The sequence below is a fragment of the Francisella sp. LA112445 genome, assembly GCF_012224145.1.
Lineage (GTDB): Bacteria > Pseudomonadota > Gammaproteobacteria > Francisellales > Francisellaceae > Francisella.
Genome location: NZ_CP041030.1, coordinates 163898 through 181877 on the forward strand (window position 1 = coordinate 163898; position 17980 = coordinate 181877).

The following is a 17980-nucleotide window of genomic DNA, read 5'->3' on the forward strand; positions in this document are numbered from 1 at the left end:
GGCTTGACCGTAGGATCTGTAAGGGTTAAAAATGTATTATACATATATAATGACTAATAAACTTTATGGTACATTATATATTGGTGTTACATCAAACCTTGTTAAGAGAGTTTTTGAACATAAAAATGGTCTTGTAGATGGGTTTACTAAGAAATATTCTATAAAATATTTAGTTTACTTTGAATCATTTGAAGATGTTCGAGCAGCAATACATAGAGAGAAAAGATTAAAAGCTTGGCTAAGAAAGTGGAAAATTGATTTAATCAATTCTGTAAATCCACACTGGCATGACTTATATGAAGAAATTATAAGATAGCAATATGGATTCTACGGTCAAGCCGTAGAATGACAGCTATTTTTATTAGTTTAAACAAAAGGTATAAAAATGAGCAGTAAATTAAAAGATTTAATAAAAACGTCGATAAAAGAATACTTAGATGCTAATGAAATAACAGTTAAAGATGCTGTTAGAGGAAAAATAAGAGAACAAATTAGTGACTCTCTTGGAGAGGTTAGTGAAATAAATGAGCAGATCAAAGAAAAGGTATCTAATCTTGTGAAAAAGCATATCACAGATATGCAAGAAAGCTCACAAATGGCTTTAAGAAAAGAAAAGCTACAAACACTTGCAGAGCAAAACAATGGTATTAGCCATCCAAATAGTTTTAGAAGAAATATTGTTGCTGCAGATTTACAAGCAAAATATTCGGACAAATCGAAGCAGGAGCTAGAAGAATTAGAGCCAAAAGAGCTTTATAAAGTGACTGGTAGGGCTGTTTTAAGAAGAGTAATGGGTAAAGCCTCTTTTATTACTCTACAAGATTTCTCAGGTAGAATACAAATTTATTTAAAGAAAAGTGATCTTCCAGAGGGTCAATATAATACTTTTAAAAACCTATGTGATCTAGGTGATATAGTTGGTGTTTCTGGAACGATGTTCAAAACAAATACTGGTGAGCTATCTATTCATGCAGATCATTTCGAAATTCTAACGAAAGCAATTCGACCTCTTCCTGATAAATTCCATGGTTTATCAGATCAAGAAACTAGATATCGTCAAAGGTATGTTGATTTAATTACAAATGAAAAAGCTAGAGAAGTATTTAAAGTTCGTTCAAAAGTGGTGAGTTTTATTCGTAACTATTTTGATAGCATGAGCTTTATGGAAGTAGAGACTCCAATGATGCATGTTTTACAAGGCGGTGCAGCGGCTAAGCCATTTAAGACTCATCATAATGCTTTAGATATGCCTTTATATTTACGTATTGCTCCGGAGCTTTATTTAAAAAGATTAGTTGTTGGTGGTTTTGAGCGTGTTTATGAGATAAATCGTAACTTTAGAAACGAAGGTGTATCATCTCGCCATAATCCAGAATTTACAATGCTTGAATTTTATATGGCATACTCTGATTATAATGACCTTATGGATTTAACAGAAGATATGCTTTCTAAGCTTGTACAAGAAGTTACAGGAACTCAAGAACTTGAGTATGGTGAGTATAAAATCAACTTCGGTGGTAAGTATGAGCGCATCTCAATGGTTGATTCAATTGTTAAATATAACGATGATATCTCAAAACAAGATCTAGCAGATTTTGAGTCAGCTAAGAAAATTGCCGATAGATTAAATATTAAGGTTGAAGCTTTCCATGAACTTGGACACTTAATAAATGAAATATTTGAAGAGACTGTAGAGCATAAACTTATTCAGCCAACATTTATTACAGACTATCCAGCAGTAGTTTCACCATTAGCACGTAGACAAGATGGTAATCCAGAGTTTACAGATAGATTTGAGTTCTTTATAGGTGCACGTGAGATTGCTAATGGTTTCTCTGAGTTAAATGATGCACAAGATCAAGCTGAAAGATTTAGAAAGCAAGTTGAAGCAGCAGCATCTGGCGATGATGAAGCTATGCCGTATGATAAAGATTATATTAGAGCTCTTGAGTATGGTATGCCGCCAACAGCTGGTCAAGGTATAGGTATTGATAGACTTGTAATGTATCTTACAAACTCTCAATCTATTAGAGATGTAATACTATTCCCTCATATGAAGCCTGAGTAATTCGAGTGCTAGAAAGCGCCTTGAATCATAACCTATATACGATAATATTAGAAATTAAAGGCAGTCGAATAGGTTGGTTGGAGTAATAGGTGCTTAAAAATATTCTTAAATCCTTATTTGAAAATATATACAATCCTAAAATAGATCTAGAACAATATATTGCTACATTTGTTAGCAAAGACTACATACAAGTAGTTGATGGTCATAAGATTAACTATATTGACTTTATTGAGCATATCAAAAAACAGCGTGAGATTCTTGAGAGCATTTCTTTTAATTTTATCTGCCTTGTAGAAGAGGGTGATACTGTTGCATCTTTACATCGAGTTTATGCTAAGAAAGGAAATAAACAGGAAGTTATTGCTGAAGTCCATGCTTTTTTTAAATTCAAAGATAAAATGTTAATCTCATGTGATGAGCGTACAAGAATTATTCAAGGCTCTGATGAGGATAAAGATCTAGGCCGGAGGAAATAAGTTATATCCTTATCTTTTTGACTGTATTTTTTGATTTAGTGATCATCATCGTAGCTAGCTTTATGAGACTTACCTTCAATGTATGAAGTAAACGCAATTAGTAATGCTGAAACTACAAAAACTATATGAATTGCTGCAGACCACGCTAAATCTCTATCTGATGTTTGAGATACTTCTAAGAATTTTTTAAGTAATGATATTGATGAAATCCCTATAATAGAACCAGCAATTTTTAGCTTTACAGCATTTGGAGAGAGTTTCTTTATCCAAACAGGTTGACCACCACCTTTTTTATCAAGGTTCATTTTACTGACAAAATTCTCATATCCACTGATTACTACTATTACAACAAGGTTAGCCACTAGTACTACATCACAGAGAGTTAGTGCAAGTATAATCAATTGATCTTCATTAAAGCTTTTAAACGAAGTAAATAGATGATACAGCTCATGATATATTTCATAGATAAAACCAAATAGAACTAGTGATAAAAGTAGGTATATTGGGGCTTGAATCCAACGAATACCAAAGATGAACATTTCAACTATTGATAATAGTTTGTTTACATATTTACTCATTTAGTTAGCCTTTGCTGTTAAAGTTTCTAAGTACCAAAGATATCTGAAAATTAAATTAAAAGCAATAATGACTATTTTAAAATAAGAGAAAATTAATTTGGATAAGCACTAGTTAATATCGGGTATGTAAAAAAGATAAATTGTCCAACATTAACTAAATAATGACAGATAATACTAACTTCAATTCTCTTAGTTTTGATATATGCCAGACCATAAATAATACTTGCAATAAAAGCAAGTACTGCAAAGGATATACCAGCAAAAATAATGTGTATTGAAGCAAAAATTAGAGATGTAATTAAAACACTTACTATTGAATTAGTATATTTTTGAATTTTTGTTTGAACAAACCCACGCCAAAGTATTTCTTCTGGAATACAGGTAAATAATAAGTTCACGAAAATAAAAATTAATGTGTAGTTAGTTACTTTAAAATCATATTTTATAAAGCTAAATATATAGCTTATAGGTAATAAGATCAGTATTGCTACTAGACCATATAAGCAACCTAACTTAATAGTCGATAGTATTTCATTTGAGCTATTTAAGAGCTTAATCTTTGGCGAAAATACTATTAGAATAAGATACGTAAGTATTAAGGAATTGTAGTTTAAGTATAGCGTAAAAGGAATTGCATCTAGGGAAATGTGAGCATTTTTTATGATACATATGTTATTAAAGCCAGGTAAAATATGCATATAGTTAAAAAGAAGAAATAATGCAGTTATAACAAATATAGGAATAGCTATTATCTTTTTACTCTTCTGTTTAGAACTTAGGTAAATTAGTATCGCTGATAGCGTGACTATTAAAATACCAATAAAGTTAATTATCCCACTTATAAAAGCTAATGCTAACGAGATAAAAAATAAAATATTTCCAGTTTTATTATATCTTTTGAACCATTGGCTAAGTAGAGAAAGTAATATTAATATATAAGTTAAATATATAATAAAAAAACTCATTTATTCAGAAGCTATGTTTTTGAGAAATTCAACTATTTCGATATTATCATTAGCTTTAGCATCATCGATAGGTTTTCTATTGCGTTTATCTTTAGCGTTAATATCAGCGCCTTTATTTATAAGATATTTGACAACATCTAAGTGTCCCTCTGTAGCTGCTAAATGTAGAGCTGTTCTATTATCATAGTCGCCTTTATTAATATCAGCACCTAAAAGAATGACTCTTTTGATTTCTGATATATCTCCAGTGCTAGCTGCCCAAATTAGCTCAAATGTTAGGTTAGACTTTGCAGCCATACGGTTTTCTATCGGATTAATTTTATTGCTACAATCGATGTGATCATAATTATGGAAACTAAACTTATCCACTAGCCTTTTACTAAACTCAACTCCTCTTGCTGAGTTATGATTAGAGTCTAAACGAGGAGAAAATAGGGCAAAACCACCAACATTTGGTATAGCAATAACTAAAGCTCCAGAAACCCCTGATTTTGCAGGTAATCCAACTGAGAAAGCATATTCTCCAGAGAAGTCATACATACCACATGAATACATCATTGATAAACAGTTACGTACAGTGGTTGGGGAGAAAACTTTTTTGTTAGTTAATGGGCAAATACCCCCGTTTGCAATTGAGGCCATTATTTTTGCCATTTTCTTCGCGTTTACCTGTATAGAGCATGTTTGAAAGTAGAAGTCTAAAGCTGTATGGATATTTGCTCCCTCAGGAAAAGCTCCAACCTCTTTCATATAGTGTGCTAAAGCATAGTTTCTATCAGCAGTTTCTTTTTCAGAGTGATATGTTGCATTATCAAATCCAGTTGGTTCACCACCAGCGAGGTCTTTCCAAACTTGAGTGATATACTCAAATCTATTAGCAAGATTCCATTCAGGCTTTATTAGTGAACAAGTCATGATAGCACCCGAATTAATCATAGGATTATGAGGCAGATTATATTTGTTTAGTGCTATAGCATTAAAAGTGATACCACTAGGCTCTCTACCAACATGTTTATGAACTTTTTCTTCGCCATTTAACTCTGTAGCTATACAATATGTTATCGCTTTTGCAGTTGACTGTACACAATAAGGCTGGAGATAATCGCCTATAGTAATCATTTGACCATCAACACTACAAAAAGCCACTGCAAAAAGATCTGGATCGACCCTTGCTAGCTGGGGAATGTAATTAGCATTTTGGCCAGATTCATTTTTCTTAGTTTCATTAAATATTTCAATAATTTCTTTTTTAAAGTCTTTAAAATCAGGAATTATAAAGCCCTTATTAATTGATTTTTCAATAAGGCTAATACTATCAGAGCTAAAGTCTAAGAAAGTTTCAAAATCAATTTTATCAACACGTGAAAAGCTATCTAGCTTTGTTATAAGCTTTCGTATTCGTGGATCGTCTGTAAGAATGCCAGACTCATCTAAAGCATCTAAAATAACGTTTTTAGTAATAAATCCATCTTTATCACAAATAACATTAAAAATATTTTTGCAATAGTCTTCAATAGTTGAGTAACTTGTCATTTTTAGACCCTCTCAATTTATAGTAAGATTTTAAAGAATAATAATTGTGTGTATTCTACAGAAAAAAATGGTGTAGATAAGTGTTTTATAATAAATATTAGTTGATAGTCGCTGTTGCAAGAGCTATAGCTACTAGATATGGATCAGAGTTTGCACCTGGTCTTCTATCTTCAAAGTATCCATAACCTTTTAATGCTACAGGTCTTGGTATTCTAATAGAACAGCCTCTATCTGCATCACCAACTTTAAAAGTATTTATATCACAAGTTTCATGGTCACCAGTTAATCTTTCATGAAGATTAAAACCATAGCTTAAGATGTCTTTTTTATGATTTTTTTCTAGGTTTTTAACTATATCTGTGATTGCTTGTTTGCCTTGTTGAGGGTCTCTAGTTTTCTTAGTAGAGAAGTTTGTATGCATACCAGCACCATTCCAATCACCCTTGATAGGCTTATTATCAAATGATATTACGATATCATATTCTTCACCTAATCTTTCTAGTAACCATCTAGCAATATGAGTATGATCTGATACATTTAATATGCCAGCATCTTCTCCTTCAACACCTCTATAACCAATTTGGAATTCCCACTGGCCAGGCATTACTTCAGCATTAATTCCATAGAATAAAATGCCAGCATCTAAACAAGCTTGCATATGAGCTTCTACTAAATCACGACCGAAAGCTTTTTTTGCACCTGCACTACAGTAGTATGGGCCTTGAGGTCCAGGGAAGCCTGTAGTAGGCCATCCTAATGGGCGCCCATCTTTAAACATAGTGTATTCTTGCTCAAATCCTGCCCACATTTCATGATCTTCATTATTGTTTGCTAAGATCTCTCTTAATTTAGCTCTATTATTTGTTTTATGAGGAGTTTCTCCATCTGGATTGTACACTTCACATAAAACGATATAACCACACTCTCTTAAAGGATCAATAACAAAATTGACTGGTTTAAGTATACAGTCTGAGTCATTACCTGTAGCTTGATTCGTAGAAGAACCGTCGAAGCTCCACTCAGGGAAGTCTTGTGCGCTAGTAATTTCTTTAAAAGGTAAAACTCTTGCTTTTGATCTAAGCTCAGGTACTGGATCTGTACCATCAATCCAGATATATTCCGCGGTTATTGTTCTCATTTTTACTTTAGCTTCCTTAACTTTTGTTGGCTCATATAAATAATATCAAGTGTCTAAGAAAAGTAAATGATAAACAACAGTAAGATTATTGAAAAATCATAATTTATGATAAAGTACAACCAGAAATTAGCTAAAAAGCTGAAAAGTTATTTCGTTCAGTTGTAGTTTTATATTTGCTTTTTTAGCGCCTTTTATAGATAGGTCTGTATCAAGACACATTTCTAAACATCTAGATATTGTATTTGAGTCAATTTTATTTGCTAAGCTTGTATAAAATTTTTGTTTTGACGGCCAAATGTTATTATCTTTAAATATTTTTTGATGATATGTTATTTGTGTGTTTTTTAGTTGAGAAAGAATTCTTAGTTCTTTTTTTAGACACCATAATACTAATGGAGGTTTGTCACTTTCGTTTAAAATGTTGTTTAAGATTTTCAAAGCTTTAGTTCTTTGCTGCATAAGAATAGCTTCAGAAAGATCAAATACATCATAATTAGAATGCTCATGAAGAAAAGGACGTATTGAGTTTTCATCAAAAGACGGAGTATTCTGCCTTGATAGAAGTTTTAGTATTTGCTTTGTAGCGATAAGATTACCTTCAGTTTTTTGTGCTAAAAGCTCTATCGCTTGTCTAGTGATATTAAGGCCTAGGTCTGTTACCTCATTCTCAATGATATTTACTGAGTTTGTGAAGTTTGGTTGATATATTTTTATATGTACTGCTTTATTTGCAAGACTTTGAAACCATTTTGCCGAGGTGTTTTGCTTTTTCATGCCACTAAAAACAAGCAAGTATACATTTTCATCATCGTTTAATAGATTTTCAGTTAGAGCATTCTGAAGGTTTTTTTGAGGAGGTTTTTCAAAATTAAATTGAATAAACTTATCCATTGAGAATAAGCTTAGACTATCTGTTTCATTGTACAAAACATCAAGATTTTGCTCATTTAAATCATGATAAGATATTTCAAAATCTTTTTGTTTAAATGCTTTAGTTATTTTTTCAATAATATTATGTTTTTGTAGTGGCTCATCTCCAGTTACAATAAATAGCTTATAATTTGTAAGGTCATTTTTTTTGAGAAAATCAAAGTAACTTAGTTCCATAATATTAAAAAATTTTAACTATTCTTATAACAAGTATTTAGTTTACTATATTGTATGCATATTAAAAAATTTAAAAAGCGGTTTAATTATGAAAAAGTTATTTGTGATATTAGTAAGTGTGGCGATGTTATTGCTTTCTGGGTGTGTAACAAAACCAGATAATATAGAGCCTGTTAAAAACTTCCAAGCAAATAAGTACTTAGGTAAATGGTATGAAATAGCTCGTTTTGATAATAGTTTTGAGAAAGGTATGACAAATGTTTATGCTGAGTATAGCTTAAATCCTGATGGTTCAATAAAAGTCGTAAATAGTGGTGTTACACCTTCTACCGGTAAGAGAAGTTATGCAGACGGTATTGCAAAATTTGTTGAAAATAAAGATACAGGATTTTTAAAAGTTTCTTTCTTTAGACCTTTCTATGGCGCATATATTGTATTTAAGTTAGATGATAACTATAAATATGCTTATGTTGCTGGCGATAATAAAAACTATTTATGGTTACTATCTAGAACTAAAACTGTTCCGGAAAATATAAAGCAAGACTTTATTAAGGAAGCAAAAGAGTTAGGATATAACACTAACAAACTTGTGTGGGTAAAACAGTAGACTATATGAATAGTTTTGATTTAAATAATTTTTCAAAAATGTAAAAATATACATACGTTTTTTCTACTTTATAAGTATACGTGCCTCAATCATATAAATTTAATAAATTCGATCTAAGTTGGCTTGTCGTCAGTATAGGGATGGCAGTAGGTGCAGGGATTGTTTTGGTTCCCGTAAGTGTTGGTGTTGTAGGTTTTGCTGTTTTTATGGTATCAATACTAATAGCCTATCCAGGTATATATCTTTTCCAAAAGCTTTATATTCAAACGTTATTTGAGTCAAAGCGACCAAAAGATTATAAAGAAGTCGTTGCTGAGCTATTAGGAGATAAATGGTCGACTTTTCTAGGCGCATTATATCTTCTTATGATGATTATATGGACAGTAATATATGCTGAGGTTGTTGCAAAGTCTTTAGCATCATATTTGTATATGTTTCATCTAACGATAAATCCACATCTTGAGCAGAGTGCTTTATATAGTGCACTTTTAATGGTTGTTTTGATATTCTTAGGAGTTAAAAGCCAAAAGCTCTTTGTACGGATATCAACGTTTTTGGTAGTTATATTGATCATGGCAATTATCGTAGTTTCTATATCGTTAATTCCTTTATGGTCAACTAGCAATCTTATAGAGTTTCCTACTAGTAGTGGGGAGTTTGTTGCTAAAAGTATTATAATGTTGCCATTTTCATTGACATCAATATTGTTTATTCAGTCATTAAGTCCGATGGTTATAGGTTATAGGTCTCATTATCGTTGTAAGGATAAGAGCTTTATTTTAAATAAAACTCTTAAAACGATGAGTATAGCATTTATTATATTAGTTATTGTTATTGGTTTTTATGTATTGTCATTTTCTTTAGTAATTCCAAAAGCTCAAGCTTTAGAAGCAACTGCAAATAACCAATCAGCTTTTATATTGTTAGAGAAGCAGGGCCAATCAAATAATATATTGTATATTTGTGGAATTATTATTAGCTTATGTGCTATTTTGACTTCTTTTTTAAGTATCTTAGCCGGAATGGAAGAGTCCTTAAGAGGTGTTTTAAGAGAGAGGTTTAGAAAGAGTGGTTTAGCAATTGAGGGTAAAGGTTTATTTAGTCTTAATACTATAGTTGTAGTTATAATCTTTCTATTAACATGGCTTTCAATAGTCTTTAATGCACCAATATATAAGCTAGTACCCTTATCTGGACCGATATTCGGAATATTAGGATGTCTAGTGCCTGCGTATATTGTTTTTAAAACACCAAACTTGAAGAAGTATCGTACTAAAAGTATTTATTTTATTATTTTTATAGGTGTTGTTTTAGTTATATCGCCGTTGTTAACATCAGCACTTTCTTAAAGTGAAACTATATTAGATCAAAGATAATAATTAAGAAAAGTATTAATCTATAAAGAAATGGTTAATGTCTGAAGTGTCTCATTCCAGTGAAGACCATTGTTATACCAGCTTTGTTAGCAGCATCGATAACTTCTTGATCATTTTTAGATCCGCCAGGTTGAATTACTGCAGTTGCACCAGCTTTGATACATTCCTCTAGACCATCAGCAAATGGGAAGAAAGCATCAGATGCAACAGCTGAGTTTTTAGCACCTTCATGAGCCTCGGCTTTTTCAGCGCCAATTCTAGCAGAATCTACACGAGACATTTGTCCTGCACCAATTCCAACTGTTTGAGTATCTCGAGCATATACAATAGCGTTTGATTTGACATATTTAACAGCTTTCCATGCAAACATTAAGTCAGCCCATTCTTTATCTGTAGGAGCTCTATCTGTAACAACTTTACAGTCATTAATCTCAACACCGCCGTTATCATAAGATTGTGATAGTATTCCGCCATGAATGTTTTTGCTTATCATGCGTGATGATTTTGTATCAAAAGTTTTACCTGTCTCTAGTACACGTAAATTTTTCTTAGCAGCTAGTACTTCTAAGGCTTCTTGAGTATAGCTAGGGGCAATTATTACTTCTAGGAACATTTTTCCTAAAGAATCAGCAAACTCTTTATCAACTTCACAGTTAAATGCAACAATACCACCAAATGCTGAAATTGGATCACAAGCAAGAGCTTTTTTCCAAGCCTCATAAGCATTTTTGCCAGAAGCTATACCACAAGGGTTTGCATGTTTGATAATTGCACAAGATGGTTCAGAGTATTCACAAACCATTTCAAATGCACCATCAGCATCATTTAAATTATTGTATGATAGCTCTTTACCTTGTAGTTGCTTAGCATTTGTGATGCTTACACAATCTGTATCTGTAGAATATACGGCAGCTTTTTGGTGTGGGTTTTCACCATATCTTAGAACTTGCTTAAGAGTTCCTACTGAGAAAAGTTTTTCTGGATACTCTTCATTTAACTCTTTGCTAAACCAATTTGCAATATGACTATCATACTCAGCAGTGTGAGCAAAAGCTTCTTTAGCAAACTCTCTACGTGTTTGTAGAGTTGTTTGACCATCATTTTGAGCCATTTCTGTTACTACAGTTTCATATTGGTTTGGGTTTGTAACTATAGTTGTATGTTTATGGTTTTTTGCACATGAGCGAACCATTGAGGGTCCACCAATATCAATGTTTTCGATACATGTATCAAAATCAGCACCAGATTTAACAGTATTAACAAAAGGATATAAGTTAACAACAACCATATCTATTTGACCAATATTGTTATCTTGCATTGCTTTAAGGTGTTCTGAATTATCTCTATCTGCTAAGATGCCTCCGTGAATAAGAGGGTGAAGAGTTTTTACACGCCCATTCATAATTTCTGGGAAGTGAGTATGCTGTGATACATCTTTGACATTAAGACCTGCTTCTTTTAGGGTTTTCGATGTTCCTCCTGTTGATAGAATCTCTATATCATATTTAGCTAATTCTTTGGCAAAATCGACAATACCTGTTTTATCTGAAACAGATATTAGAACCCTTTTTATCTTCGACATGTATTTATTCCTTGTTTTTGATGGTTAAAGCTATGGTTTGAATAGCTATTATAACAATTATTAATAACAAATATCTATTCAAAATAATTTTGCTAGACTATATTTTACTAGCAAAATGCTCGCTAATATATTACCATAATATACATCTAAATTTTAATCTCAGAATGTTCAGTTTAATATGTCGAAAATTGTAATCGTTGGTGCTCAGTGGGGCGATGAAGGTAAGGGTAAAATAGCAGATACTTTAGCAGAAAAATCGGACTTAGTTGTACGTTACCAAGGCGGTAATAACGCAGGTCATACATTAGTTGTAGATGGTAAAAAAACTTTTTTACATCTTATCCCATCTGGTGTTTTACATAGCCATACAAAATGTGTAATTGGCCATGGTGTGGTTCTAGACCCTGTTGCACTTGATGTTGAGATTGCGCGTCTTCAAGAAGCTGGAATAAGTATCTCAGCTGATAACCTTTTTGTTTCTGAGTCTTGTACTGTCATTACTTCTTATCATAAGCTACTAGATGCTGTTAGAGAGAGTAATACTACTGAAAAAATAGGCACAACTGGTAAAGGTATTGGTCCAGCTTATGAAGATAAAGTATCTCGTAAAGCAATCAAGTTTAAGCACTTGTTTGATAAAGATCTATTAAGAGCAAGATTAGAGATATCATTAGCTGAAAAAGAGACATTATTTAGAGATTTATATAAAGTTGAATATCCATCAATAGAGGAAGAGTTCGAAAGACTTTACTCTTTAGGACAAAAACTTAAACAATATTCAAAAGATACTTTTTCAATTATAGATTCTGCTATCTCAGAAGGTAAGAATATCGTTTATGAAGGAGCGCAAGGTGTGCTTTTAGATGTTGACTATGGAACATATCCTTTTGTAACATCTTCTAATACATCTGTTGCGGGTGTTTATTCTGGTGCTACAACAGCAGGAAGTAATTTAGATCATGTGATCGGCATTACAAAAGCATATACTACAAGAGTTGGTGAGGGGCCTTTCCCTACAGAGCTTTTTGATGATATTGGTGACTTTATCCAGAAGAAAGGTGGTGAGATAGGTGTAACTACAGGTAGAACTCGTCGTTGTGGTTGGTTAGATTTACCATTACTTAAATATTCTGCTAAATGTTCAAACTTAACATCAATTGCATTGACAAAAGTTGATGTATTATCAGGTATGGATACATTAAAAATATGTATTGGCTATAAGTATGAGGGTAAAGAAATATACTGTGCATACCCAGGTATTGATTTATATAAAGTTGAGCCAATCTTAGTTGATTTAGAGCCATTCTTAATTGATGAAACGGTAACTAAAGACAATATGCCTAATGCTCTTGTAACATATCTAAAAACTATAGAGAATCATATTGGTATTCCTATATCTTCATTAGCATATGGACCATCTAGAGAACAGATTTTATTCTTTGAAGATTATTTCAAAAAAGGTTAAATTTATGAGTTATTCTGCAGAAAATACAGATGTTTATATAACATCACAACAGCTTGAAGAAGCTGTTACTAAGCTGGCTGAAGAGATCAATCAAGATTATTCAGGTCAAGAGGTTACTCTTGTATGTGTTTTAAAAGGATCTTTTATGTTCTTTGCTGACCTTGTGAGAAAGCTAAGAATTGACTTAAGAACGCAGTTTATTACGGCATCATCTTATGGTTCGGGAACAAAGAGTTCTGGTGAGGTAACTTTGACAGAGACATCTCTTAAAGAGGAGTTCGTTAAAGATAAGAATATTATAATAGTTGAAGATATTGTTGATACTGGACATACTTATCATAAGTTGAAAGATGGTATTAATAAGTACAGTCCTAAGACTTTAAAGTTTGCGACTTTATTATTTAAGCCTGCAAGGTTAGAAAGAGAAGTAAACCTTGATTATGTATGTTTTGAAATCGAAGATAAATTCATTGTTGGCTATGGTCTAGACTTCGATGAAAAGTATCGTGAGCTTCCATATATTGGTCTTATTAAATAAATCTTCTAAACCCTAGAACGGGTATCCACTATTAAACGTTTCTCTAAGGAAATCTTCAGCTAATTTCCAACCTCTTTTATTTGACGTGGCATTAAATACAGTACCAAATTCAGGATCATTAGCATTTGGGTTTGTAAATGCGTGATATGTATTACCAAAAGTGTGCAATTGCCATTCAGCTTTACGTTTATCCATCTCTTGTTGAAACTTGTTAACATGTTCAGGAGGTACCATTGGATCATTGTAGCCGTGTAATACTAATATTTTAGTATCGATATTTTGTTCTTTAACGATAGTAGATTCAAGTAGGCCGTGAAAACTTATTACTGCTTTTAACGGTACGTTAGATCTTGCCATATCTAATACACATTTACCACCAAAGCAAAACCCAATTGCTGAGATATTTGACTTATCTACTTTAGGTAGTTTCTTAACAACACTATATGCTGTTCTAAGTCTTGTCATAAGAGCATATTTATCTTCTAGCAAAGAGTTCATTAAAGCAGCATTTTCTTCTTTTGAAGATCCTACTTTAGCATCTCCATAAATATCTATAGCAAATCCTAGATAGCCTTTTTTTGCCATCGCGATTGCTTTGTCACAAGCGAATTTATCGCGACCCGCCCATGTCGGAGCTATCAGAACTGCTGGTAAGTGTGAACCTCTGTCAGGGTAAGCATAAAATCCTTTTAACAGTATGCCATCACCACGATATTCAATTTCTTTTGTTATTATCATGTTTGTATAGTTTTATAATAAAGTTAGCACAATTATAAATGTATAAAAGCCAAAAGAAAATAAGATCTAATATGATATATGCTATAAGTCTAAATTAGTTTATTTTTGATAATGCTTATTAGATATAAGCAGCAAATAATTGTAGTTATAAAGAAACTAATTGGTACATTTATATAATAAGCAGCAACTATTCCTGACCAAACTGTGAGTACAGAGATTATAGTACTAAGAGCAATAGGTTTATAAAAGCCATCAACCCATTGTGTTGCTATTGCTGCAGGACCAATAAGAAGTGAAAAGACTAATAATATTCCTACAACTTGACAAGCCATGGATACAGTTATAGCAATACAGACAAAAAGAAGAATAGATAAAAGTTTGTTAGGAACTTTCTTAGATTCAGCGAATACTGGATCAATAGACGATATAAATAATGGCCTTGCAATCGTTGCAAGAGTTACTATTGTGAAGATAGCTAAGCCAAATAAAATATATATCTGCTCAAGAGTTACTGTAAGTATATTTCCAACAAGTATTGACATTACAGAGCCAGAGTAGCCACTTTGATATAAAAATAAAAAGTATGTTCCCAACCCCAGGAAAAATGTTAAAACGATTCCAATAGCGATATCATTTTTTTTGATCTTATCACCAAAAGCACCCATAAGGATCCCTGCGATTAGGTTTATGAAAAGTTGACCAGTCATAGCAGAGAGATTGAGTAAGACAGCACCTGAAGCGCCTGTTAGACTAATATGTCCTAAAGCATGTGAAGCAAAAGATAGTCTTCTAATAATGACAAAGAAGCTGATAATCCCACATATAATAGCTATTATAGTCCCAGCAACAAAAGCATATATCATAAAAGTATAGTTAAACACAGATATCCTCCTGTAGGCATGGCATTTCATTACAATAGTGGCACTTACCATCTTTAAAATGAATAAAGGCATCTAGCTGTGAACTAATTTCTTTCATATCATGAGATATTATTAAAAGGGTAATATTCTCTTTTTTATGAATCTCTTTAAGACAAGCGATAAACTTTTGTTTTGCATCAGGGTCAAGGTCTGATAATGGTTCATCTAAGAGTAGTACTTTCGGCTCATTTATAAGTGCTTGAATTAGGTATATACGTTTTTTCTGTCCACCAGAGAGATTTTTAAAAGGGTTGTGTATATAATCTTTAGTTTGTGTTAATTCGATAAGATACTCGAGCTTCTTTTTAAACTCACTATTAAATAATGGTAAGCCCCAAGATTTTGGCTTATAACTATATTTTATTAGAGTATATCCAGATGTTTTTTCTTCAAAGTTTATTTCTCTTTCTTGAGGGATATAACTAATATTATCAATATTAACTTTTGAGTTATTTATAGTTATCTCTCCTGAGATGCTTGGTATTTTACCTAAAAGAGTTTTAAAAAAAGTAGACTTACCAATACCATTTTTACCAACTATACCTACCCATGCATTCGTTGGGATCTCTAGATTTAGAGGTGATGTTATTGGTTTATTATATCCAATAACTAGATTTGAGCATTTTATCATTTTATATTCTTAGATTGTTCTAGAACGGTTGCTGTTGCTTGTAATGTATTTATCATCCAGTCAATAGCATTATCAGTAGTAGGCATTGTTTCTGTGATACCAACTACAGGAATCTCATTTTGACTTGCGACTTCTAGGATCTTATGTGTAACGTTATCAGTAACTTGTTCATTATAAAATAGGACTTTAACTTCTTTGTCATTAAATAGCTTTTGATAATTTATCATCATCTGAGGGCTTGGCTCAGAGTCATTCATTATTACCCATTGGAATGCTAGACCTTTCATGTCTAAACCAAGAGCATTTGCCATATATCCAAAAAGAGGTTCTGTTGCTGTAACAGGAGTGCCTTTATAGTTTTGTCTTATTTGTTTAACTAACTCATATACTTTTTCATATTTATGATTAAAAGTTTCATAGTTTTTCTCATATAGGCCCTTATCGTTAGGATCTTTTTTGATGAAAACATCTTTTAATTTAGTTGCAAGTGCAGGAAATGTTTTAGGGTTATACCAAAGGTGAGGGTTTATGCCAAATTTTGAGGTTTTTGGATAGCTCTCAAGATCTTGCACCTTAATGATTTCAGCATTTGTATTGCTCTTTAAAATAGGTTGTATCCAAGAGTCATAATCTGCGCCATTGTATATAATTACATCAGCATCAGCTAGTAGTTTTGCATTTTTTACAGAGGAGATAAACGTATGAGGGTCTCCATCAGCATTGTTAATTATATTTGTAACTTTAACATTTGTGCCACCTATTAGTTGAGCCACGCTACCATATTGATTTTCAGCAGCTACAACATCTATATCATGAAACCCTTTCGTCGTTAAGGGCTTTTCATTAGGTAGAAAATTTATAATCAATAAAGCAAGTATAACAATAATTACAGCAACTACTAAGATAATCTTTTTCATAGATTTCTATTTTTATTAGAAAACATTAGGACAAATAATAGAATAAAAAAAATATATAGTAAAGAAGTATGTTTTAGTCTTTAGAATCTTTTATAAATAATGCGATAATAAATGAAAGAATCATTAAAGCAGGAATAAATATTAGGGTTATTTGGAATGATTCTAGTGGAGTATATCCAAGGTTTTGTTTTAGATGGGTAATAATACCGCCTGTTAAAGGTTGTAATACGCCACCACTTAATGGTAAAAACATGTTAACAACAGCTAGACCTGTCGCTATCTGGGTTGCTGATACAGTATTTCTAAGAGCTGAGTAATTAAGTACATGAACAGCTTGAGACGCCCCAAATAAAATACATAATATAAAAGCTATTGTTATATTATGATTAAAAAATAAAAGGTATGTTACAACAAGGAAACCTATTATTGGAGATATCATCAAAAATCTTTTTTCACCATCTTTTATTGAAGCTAGAATTCCCCACAATGGGCTAGCGATACAAACACCTATAAAGATCAAAGATGTACAAATACCAGCTACTTCCTGTGAGAATCCATAAAGAGTCAAGTACCTAACGCCCCAAAGATCGGCAAATAAAACAGTCGTGCCATAGATAGTAAAACAATAAAGACCATTAAGCCATATTTGCTTATTCTTTATAACGGATAATATATCTTTAAGAGTCTCACTATTTTGTTTATTTTGCAAATTCTCTTTTTTATATTCAGGATGCATTTTTATAACAAAAATACTAAGTAACAAAACTATAAAAGATATTATAAATATCATTGCCATGATTTGAGAAACACTTAGACATTTTGATAAAAATACTAAAGGTGCGGCAGAAAGAGTTGCTCCTATATATAGAATAAACTGAGTTAAACCTGTAAAAGCAGGGAAAAGTCTATTTGGTAACCATATTGAAATAGATTTGATAGCACATAGTATAGCAAACCCGCCACCAAATCCAGCAAGAACTCTATATATGACCAAGGTTTCTTCAGAGCGAGCTACTGAAGCAATAAGCATAGCAATAGAAAACACACTAGAGCTAGCAATCATAACTCGCTTAACTCCAAACCTATCAACAAGAATTCCCGCAGGTATTTGCGATATCATATATGCCCAGTAAAATGATGAGCTAAATAAGGCAGTAGAGGCCATAGTTAGGTTATAAGGAGGCTCAATGAAGTTAACAAGTAATGCTCCAGTTGAGGATCTTACAAAATATTCTAAAGCATAAAAGAAAGCACAAATAAACCATATGCTAAAGCCTAGCTTTGTTACTTTTTGTTTATACATTAAGAGAAGTTTCCATAAAATAAAATAGTTTATTAATT

The 17980-nt window shown here is 32.1% G+C and carries 18 protein-coding genes; 7 read left to right on the top strand and 11 right to left on the bottom strand.

The window, feature by feature from the left end:
- The first annotated feature begins 31 nt into the window (after nucleotides 1-31).
- The 3 genes from FIP56_RS00790 (at nucleotide 32) to FIP56_RS00800 (ending at nucleotide 2544) form a co-directional block, all read left to right on the top strand.
- The gene (locus FIP56_RS00790) at nucleotides 32-316 is read left to right on the top strand and encodes a GIY-YIG nuclease family protein (protein ID WP_192577106.1); all 285 of its coding nucleotides are present in this window, start codon (nucleotides 32-34) and stop codon (nucleotides 314-316) included.
- Nucleotides 317-385: 69 nt separating this feature from the next.
- Entirely contained in the window at nucleotides 386-2068 is a 1683-nt protein-coding gene (gene lysS / locus FIP56_RS00795; protein WP_192577107.1) for a lysine--tRNA ligase, read from the top strand.
- A gap of 89 nt (nucleotides 2069-2157) precedes the next feature.
- Nucleotides 2158-2544 (top strand): nuclear transport factor 2 family protein, encoded by a 387-nt coding sequence (locus FIP56_RS00800; protein WP_192577108.1) that lies wholly within the window; start codon nucleotides 2158-2160, stop codon nucleotides 2542-2544.
- 35 nt (nucleotides 2545-2579) lie between these two features.
- Here the strand turns inward: FIP56_RS00800 and FIP56_RS00805 are convergent, their stop codons facing one another.
- The 5 genes from FIP56_RS00805 to holA form a co-directional block, all read right to left on the bottom strand.
- The gene (locus FIP56_RS00805; RefSeq protein ID WP_192577109.1) at nucleotides 2580-3122 is read right to left on the bottom strand and encodes a TIGR00645 family protein; all 543 of its coding nucleotides are present in this window, start codon (nucleotides 3120-3122) and stop codon (nucleotides 2580-2582) included.
- A 92-nt stretch (nucleotides 3123-3214) separates the two neighbouring features.
- Entirely contained in the window at nucleotides 3215-4087 is an 873-nt protein-coding gene (locus FIP56_RS00810; RefSeq protein ID WP_192577110.1) for a CPBP family intramembrane glutamic endopeptidase, read from the bottom strand.
- Nucleotides 4088-5620 carry a glutaminase A gene (gene glsA, locus FIP56_RS00815; RefSeq protein WP_192577111.1) on the bottom strand — a complete coding sequence of 511 codons (1533 nt, stop codon included), beginning with the start codon at nucleotides 5618-5620 and terminating at the stop codon, nucleotides 4088-4090. It lies immediately after the preceding gene.
- 97 nt (nucleotides 5621-5717) lie between these two features.
- Complete coding sequence (locus FIP56_RS00820) at nucleotides 5718-6758, bottom strand: glutamine synthetase beta-grasp domain-containing protein (RefSeq protein WP_192577112.1); 1041 nt, start codon at nucleotides 6756-6758, stop codon at nucleotides 5718-5720.
- 126 nt (nucleotides 6759-6884) lie between these two features.
- Nucleotides 6885-7865, bottom strand: a complete 981-nt coding sequence (holA, locus tag FIP56_RS00825) for a DNA polymerase III subunit delta (protein WP_192577113.1) — start codon at nucleotides 7863-7865, stop codon at nucleotides 6885-6887.
- Between the two features lie 88 nt (nucleotides 7866-7953).
- Here holA and FIP56_RS00830 point away from each other — a divergent pair, with 88 nt between their 5' ends.
- Together FIP56_RS00830 and FIP56_RS00835 are read left to right on the top strand one after the other, a co-directional pair.
- The gene (locus tag FIP56_RS00830; RefSeq protein ID WP_192577114.1) at nucleotides 7954-8472 is read left to right on the top strand and encodes a lipocalin family protein; all 519 of its coding nucleotides are present in this window, start codon (nucleotides 7954-7956) and stop codon (nucleotides 8470-8472) included.
- Between the two features lie 140 nt (nucleotides 8473-8612).
- Nucleotides 8613-9821: an aromatic amino acid transport family protein gene (locus FIP56_RS00835; protein ID WP_192577115.1), complete on the top strand. Its 1209-nt coding sequence runs from the start codon at nucleotides 8613-8615 to the stop codon at nucleotides 9819-9821.
- A gap of 61 nt (nucleotides 9822-9882) precedes the next feature.
- Here the strand turns inward: FIP56_RS00835 and purH are convergent, their stop codons facing one another.
- A complete protein-coding gene (gene purH, locus FIP56_RS00840) occupies nucleotides 9883-11430 on the bottom strand; it encodes a bifunctional phosphoribosylaminoimidazolecarboxamide formyltransferase/IMP cyclohydrolase (protein ID WP_192577116.1) in 1548 nt (515 codons plus the stop codon).
- Between the two features lie 178 nt (nucleotides 11431-11608).
- Here purH and FIP56_RS00845 point away from each other — a divergent pair, with 178 nt between their 5' ends.
- Nucleotides 11609-12895, top strand: a complete 1287-nt coding sequence (locus FIP56_RS00845) for an adenylosuccinate synthase (RefSeq protein WP_192577117.1) — start codon at nucleotides 11609-11611, stop codon at nucleotides 12893-12895.
- A 4-nt stretch (nucleotides 12896-12899) separates the two neighbouring features.
- The gene (gene hpt, locus FIP56_RS00850; protein ID WP_192577118.1) at nucleotides 12900-13433 is read left to right on the top strand and encodes a hypoxanthine phosphoribosyltransferase; all 534 of its coding nucleotides are present in this window, start codon (nucleotides 12900-12902) and stop codon (nucleotides 13431-13433) included.
- A 12-nt stretch (nucleotides 13434-13445) separates the two neighbouring features.
- Here the strand turns inward: hpt and FIP56_RS00855 are convergent, their stop codons facing one another.
- The 5 genes from FIP56_RS00855 to FIP56_RS00875 all read right to left on the bottom strand — a co-directional run bounded on the left by FIP56_RS00855 (nucleotide 13446) and on the right by FIP56_RS00875 (nucleotide 17942).
- Complete coding sequence (locus tag FIP56_RS00855; protein ID WP_192577119.1) at nucleotides 13446-14171, bottom strand: dienelactone hydrolase family protein; 726 nt, start codon at nucleotides 14169-14171, stop codon at nucleotides 13446-13448.
- Nucleotides 14172-14260: 89 nt separating this feature from the next.
- Entirely contained in the window at nucleotides 14261-15103 is an 843-nt protein-coding gene (locus tag FIP56_RS00860; protein WP_209451862.1) for a metal ABC transporter permease, read from the bottom strand.
- Nucleotides 15045-15722 (bottom strand): ATP-binding cassette domain-containing protein, encoded by a 678-nt coding sequence (locus FIP56_RS00865; protein WP_192577121.1) that lies wholly within the window; start codon nucleotides 15720-15722, stop codon nucleotides 15045-15047. The genes FIP56_RS00860 and FIP56_RS00865 overlap by 59 nt, the downstream gene beginning before the upstream one ends.
- On the bottom strand, nucleotides 15719-16639 hold the full coding sequence (locus FIP56_RS00870) for a zinc ABC transporter substrate-binding protein (RefSeq protein WP_192577122.1): 921 nt from the start codon (nucleotides 16637-16639) through the stop codon (nucleotides 15719-15721). The genes FIP56_RS00865 and FIP56_RS00870 overlap by 4 nt, the downstream gene beginning before the upstream one ends.
- Before the next feature lie 73 nt (nucleotides 16640-16712).
- Entirely contained in the window at nucleotides 16713-17942 is a 1230-nt protein-coding gene (locus FIP56_RS00875; protein ID WP_192577123.1) for an MFS transporter, read from the bottom strand.
- Nucleotides 17943-17980 lie beyond the last annotated feature (38 nt).

What these genes read in the sequence shown, in the direction of transcription:
- FIP56_RS00855 (WP_192577119.1), bottom strand. Translation starts at nt 14,171, where the DNA reads ATGATAATAACAAAAGAAATTGAATATCGTGGTGATGGCATACTGTTA.
- FIP56_RS00860 (WP_209451862.1), bottom strand. Translation starts at nt 15,103, where the DNA reads ATGGTAAGTGCCACTATTGTAATGAAATGCCATGCCTACAGGAGGATA.
- FIP56_RS00790 (WP_192577106.1), top strand. Translation starts at nt 32, where the DNA reads ATGTATTATACATATATAATGACTAATAAACTTTATGGTACATTATAT.
- FIP56_RS00845 (WP_192577117.1), top strand. Translation starts at nt 11,609, where the DNA reads ATGTCGAAAATTGTAATCGTTGGTGCTCAGTGGGGCGATGAAGGTAAG.
- FIP56_RS00820 (WP_192577112.1), bottom strand. Translation starts at nt 6,758, where the DNA reads ATGAGAACAATAACCGCGGAATATATCTGGATTGATGGTACAGATCCA.
- hpt (WP_192577118.1), top strand. Translation starts at nt 12,900, where the DNA reads ATGAGTTATTCTGCAGAAAATACAGATGTTTATATAACATCACAACAG.
- FIP56_RS00865 (WP_192577121.1), bottom strand. Translation starts at nt 15,722, where the DNA reads ATGATAAAATGCTCAAATCTAGTTATTGGATATAATAAACCAATAACA.
- FIP56_RS00805 (WP_192577109.1), bottom strand. Translation starts at nt 3,122, where the DNA reads ATGAGTAAATATGTAAACAAACTATTATCAATAGTTGAAATGTTCATC.
- FIP56_RS00810 (WP_192577110.1), bottom strand. Translation starts at nt 4,087, where the DNA reads ATGAGTTTTTTTATTATATATTTAACTTATATATTAATATTACTTTCT.
- holA (WP_192577113.1), bottom strand. Translation starts at nt 7,865, where the DNA reads ATGGAACTAAGTTACTTTGATTTTCTCAAAAAAAATGACCTTACAAAT.
- FIP56_RS00835 (WP_192577115.1), top strand. Translation starts at nt 8,613, where the DNA reads ATGGCAGTAGGTGCAGGGATTGTTTTGGTTCCCGTAAGTGTTGGTGTT.
- glsA (WP_192577111.1), bottom strand. Translation starts at nt 5,620, where the DNA reads ATGACAAGTTACTCAACTATTGAAGACTATTGCAAAAATATTTTTAAT.
- lysS (WP_192577107.1), top strand. Translation starts at nt 386, where the DNA reads ATGAGCAGTAAATTAAAAGATTTAATAAAAACGTCGATAAAAGAATAC.
- FIP56_RS00830 (WP_192577114.1), top strand. Translation starts at nt 7,954, where the DNA reads ATGAAAAAGTTATTTGTGATATTAGTAAGTGTGGCGATGTTATTGCTT.
- FIP56_RS00875 (WP_192577123.1), bottom strand. Translation starts at nt 17,942, where the DNA reads ATGTATAAACAAAAAGTAACAAAGCTAGGCTTTAGCATATGGTTTATT.
- FIP56_RS00870 (WP_192577122.1), bottom strand. Translation starts at nt 16,639, where the DNA reads ATGAAAAAGATTATCTTAGTAGTTGCTGTAATTATTGTTATACTTGCT.
- purH (WP_192577116.1), bottom strand. Translation starts at nt 11,430, where the DNA reads ATGTCGAAGATAAAAAGGGTTCTAATATCTGTTTCAGATAAAACAGGT.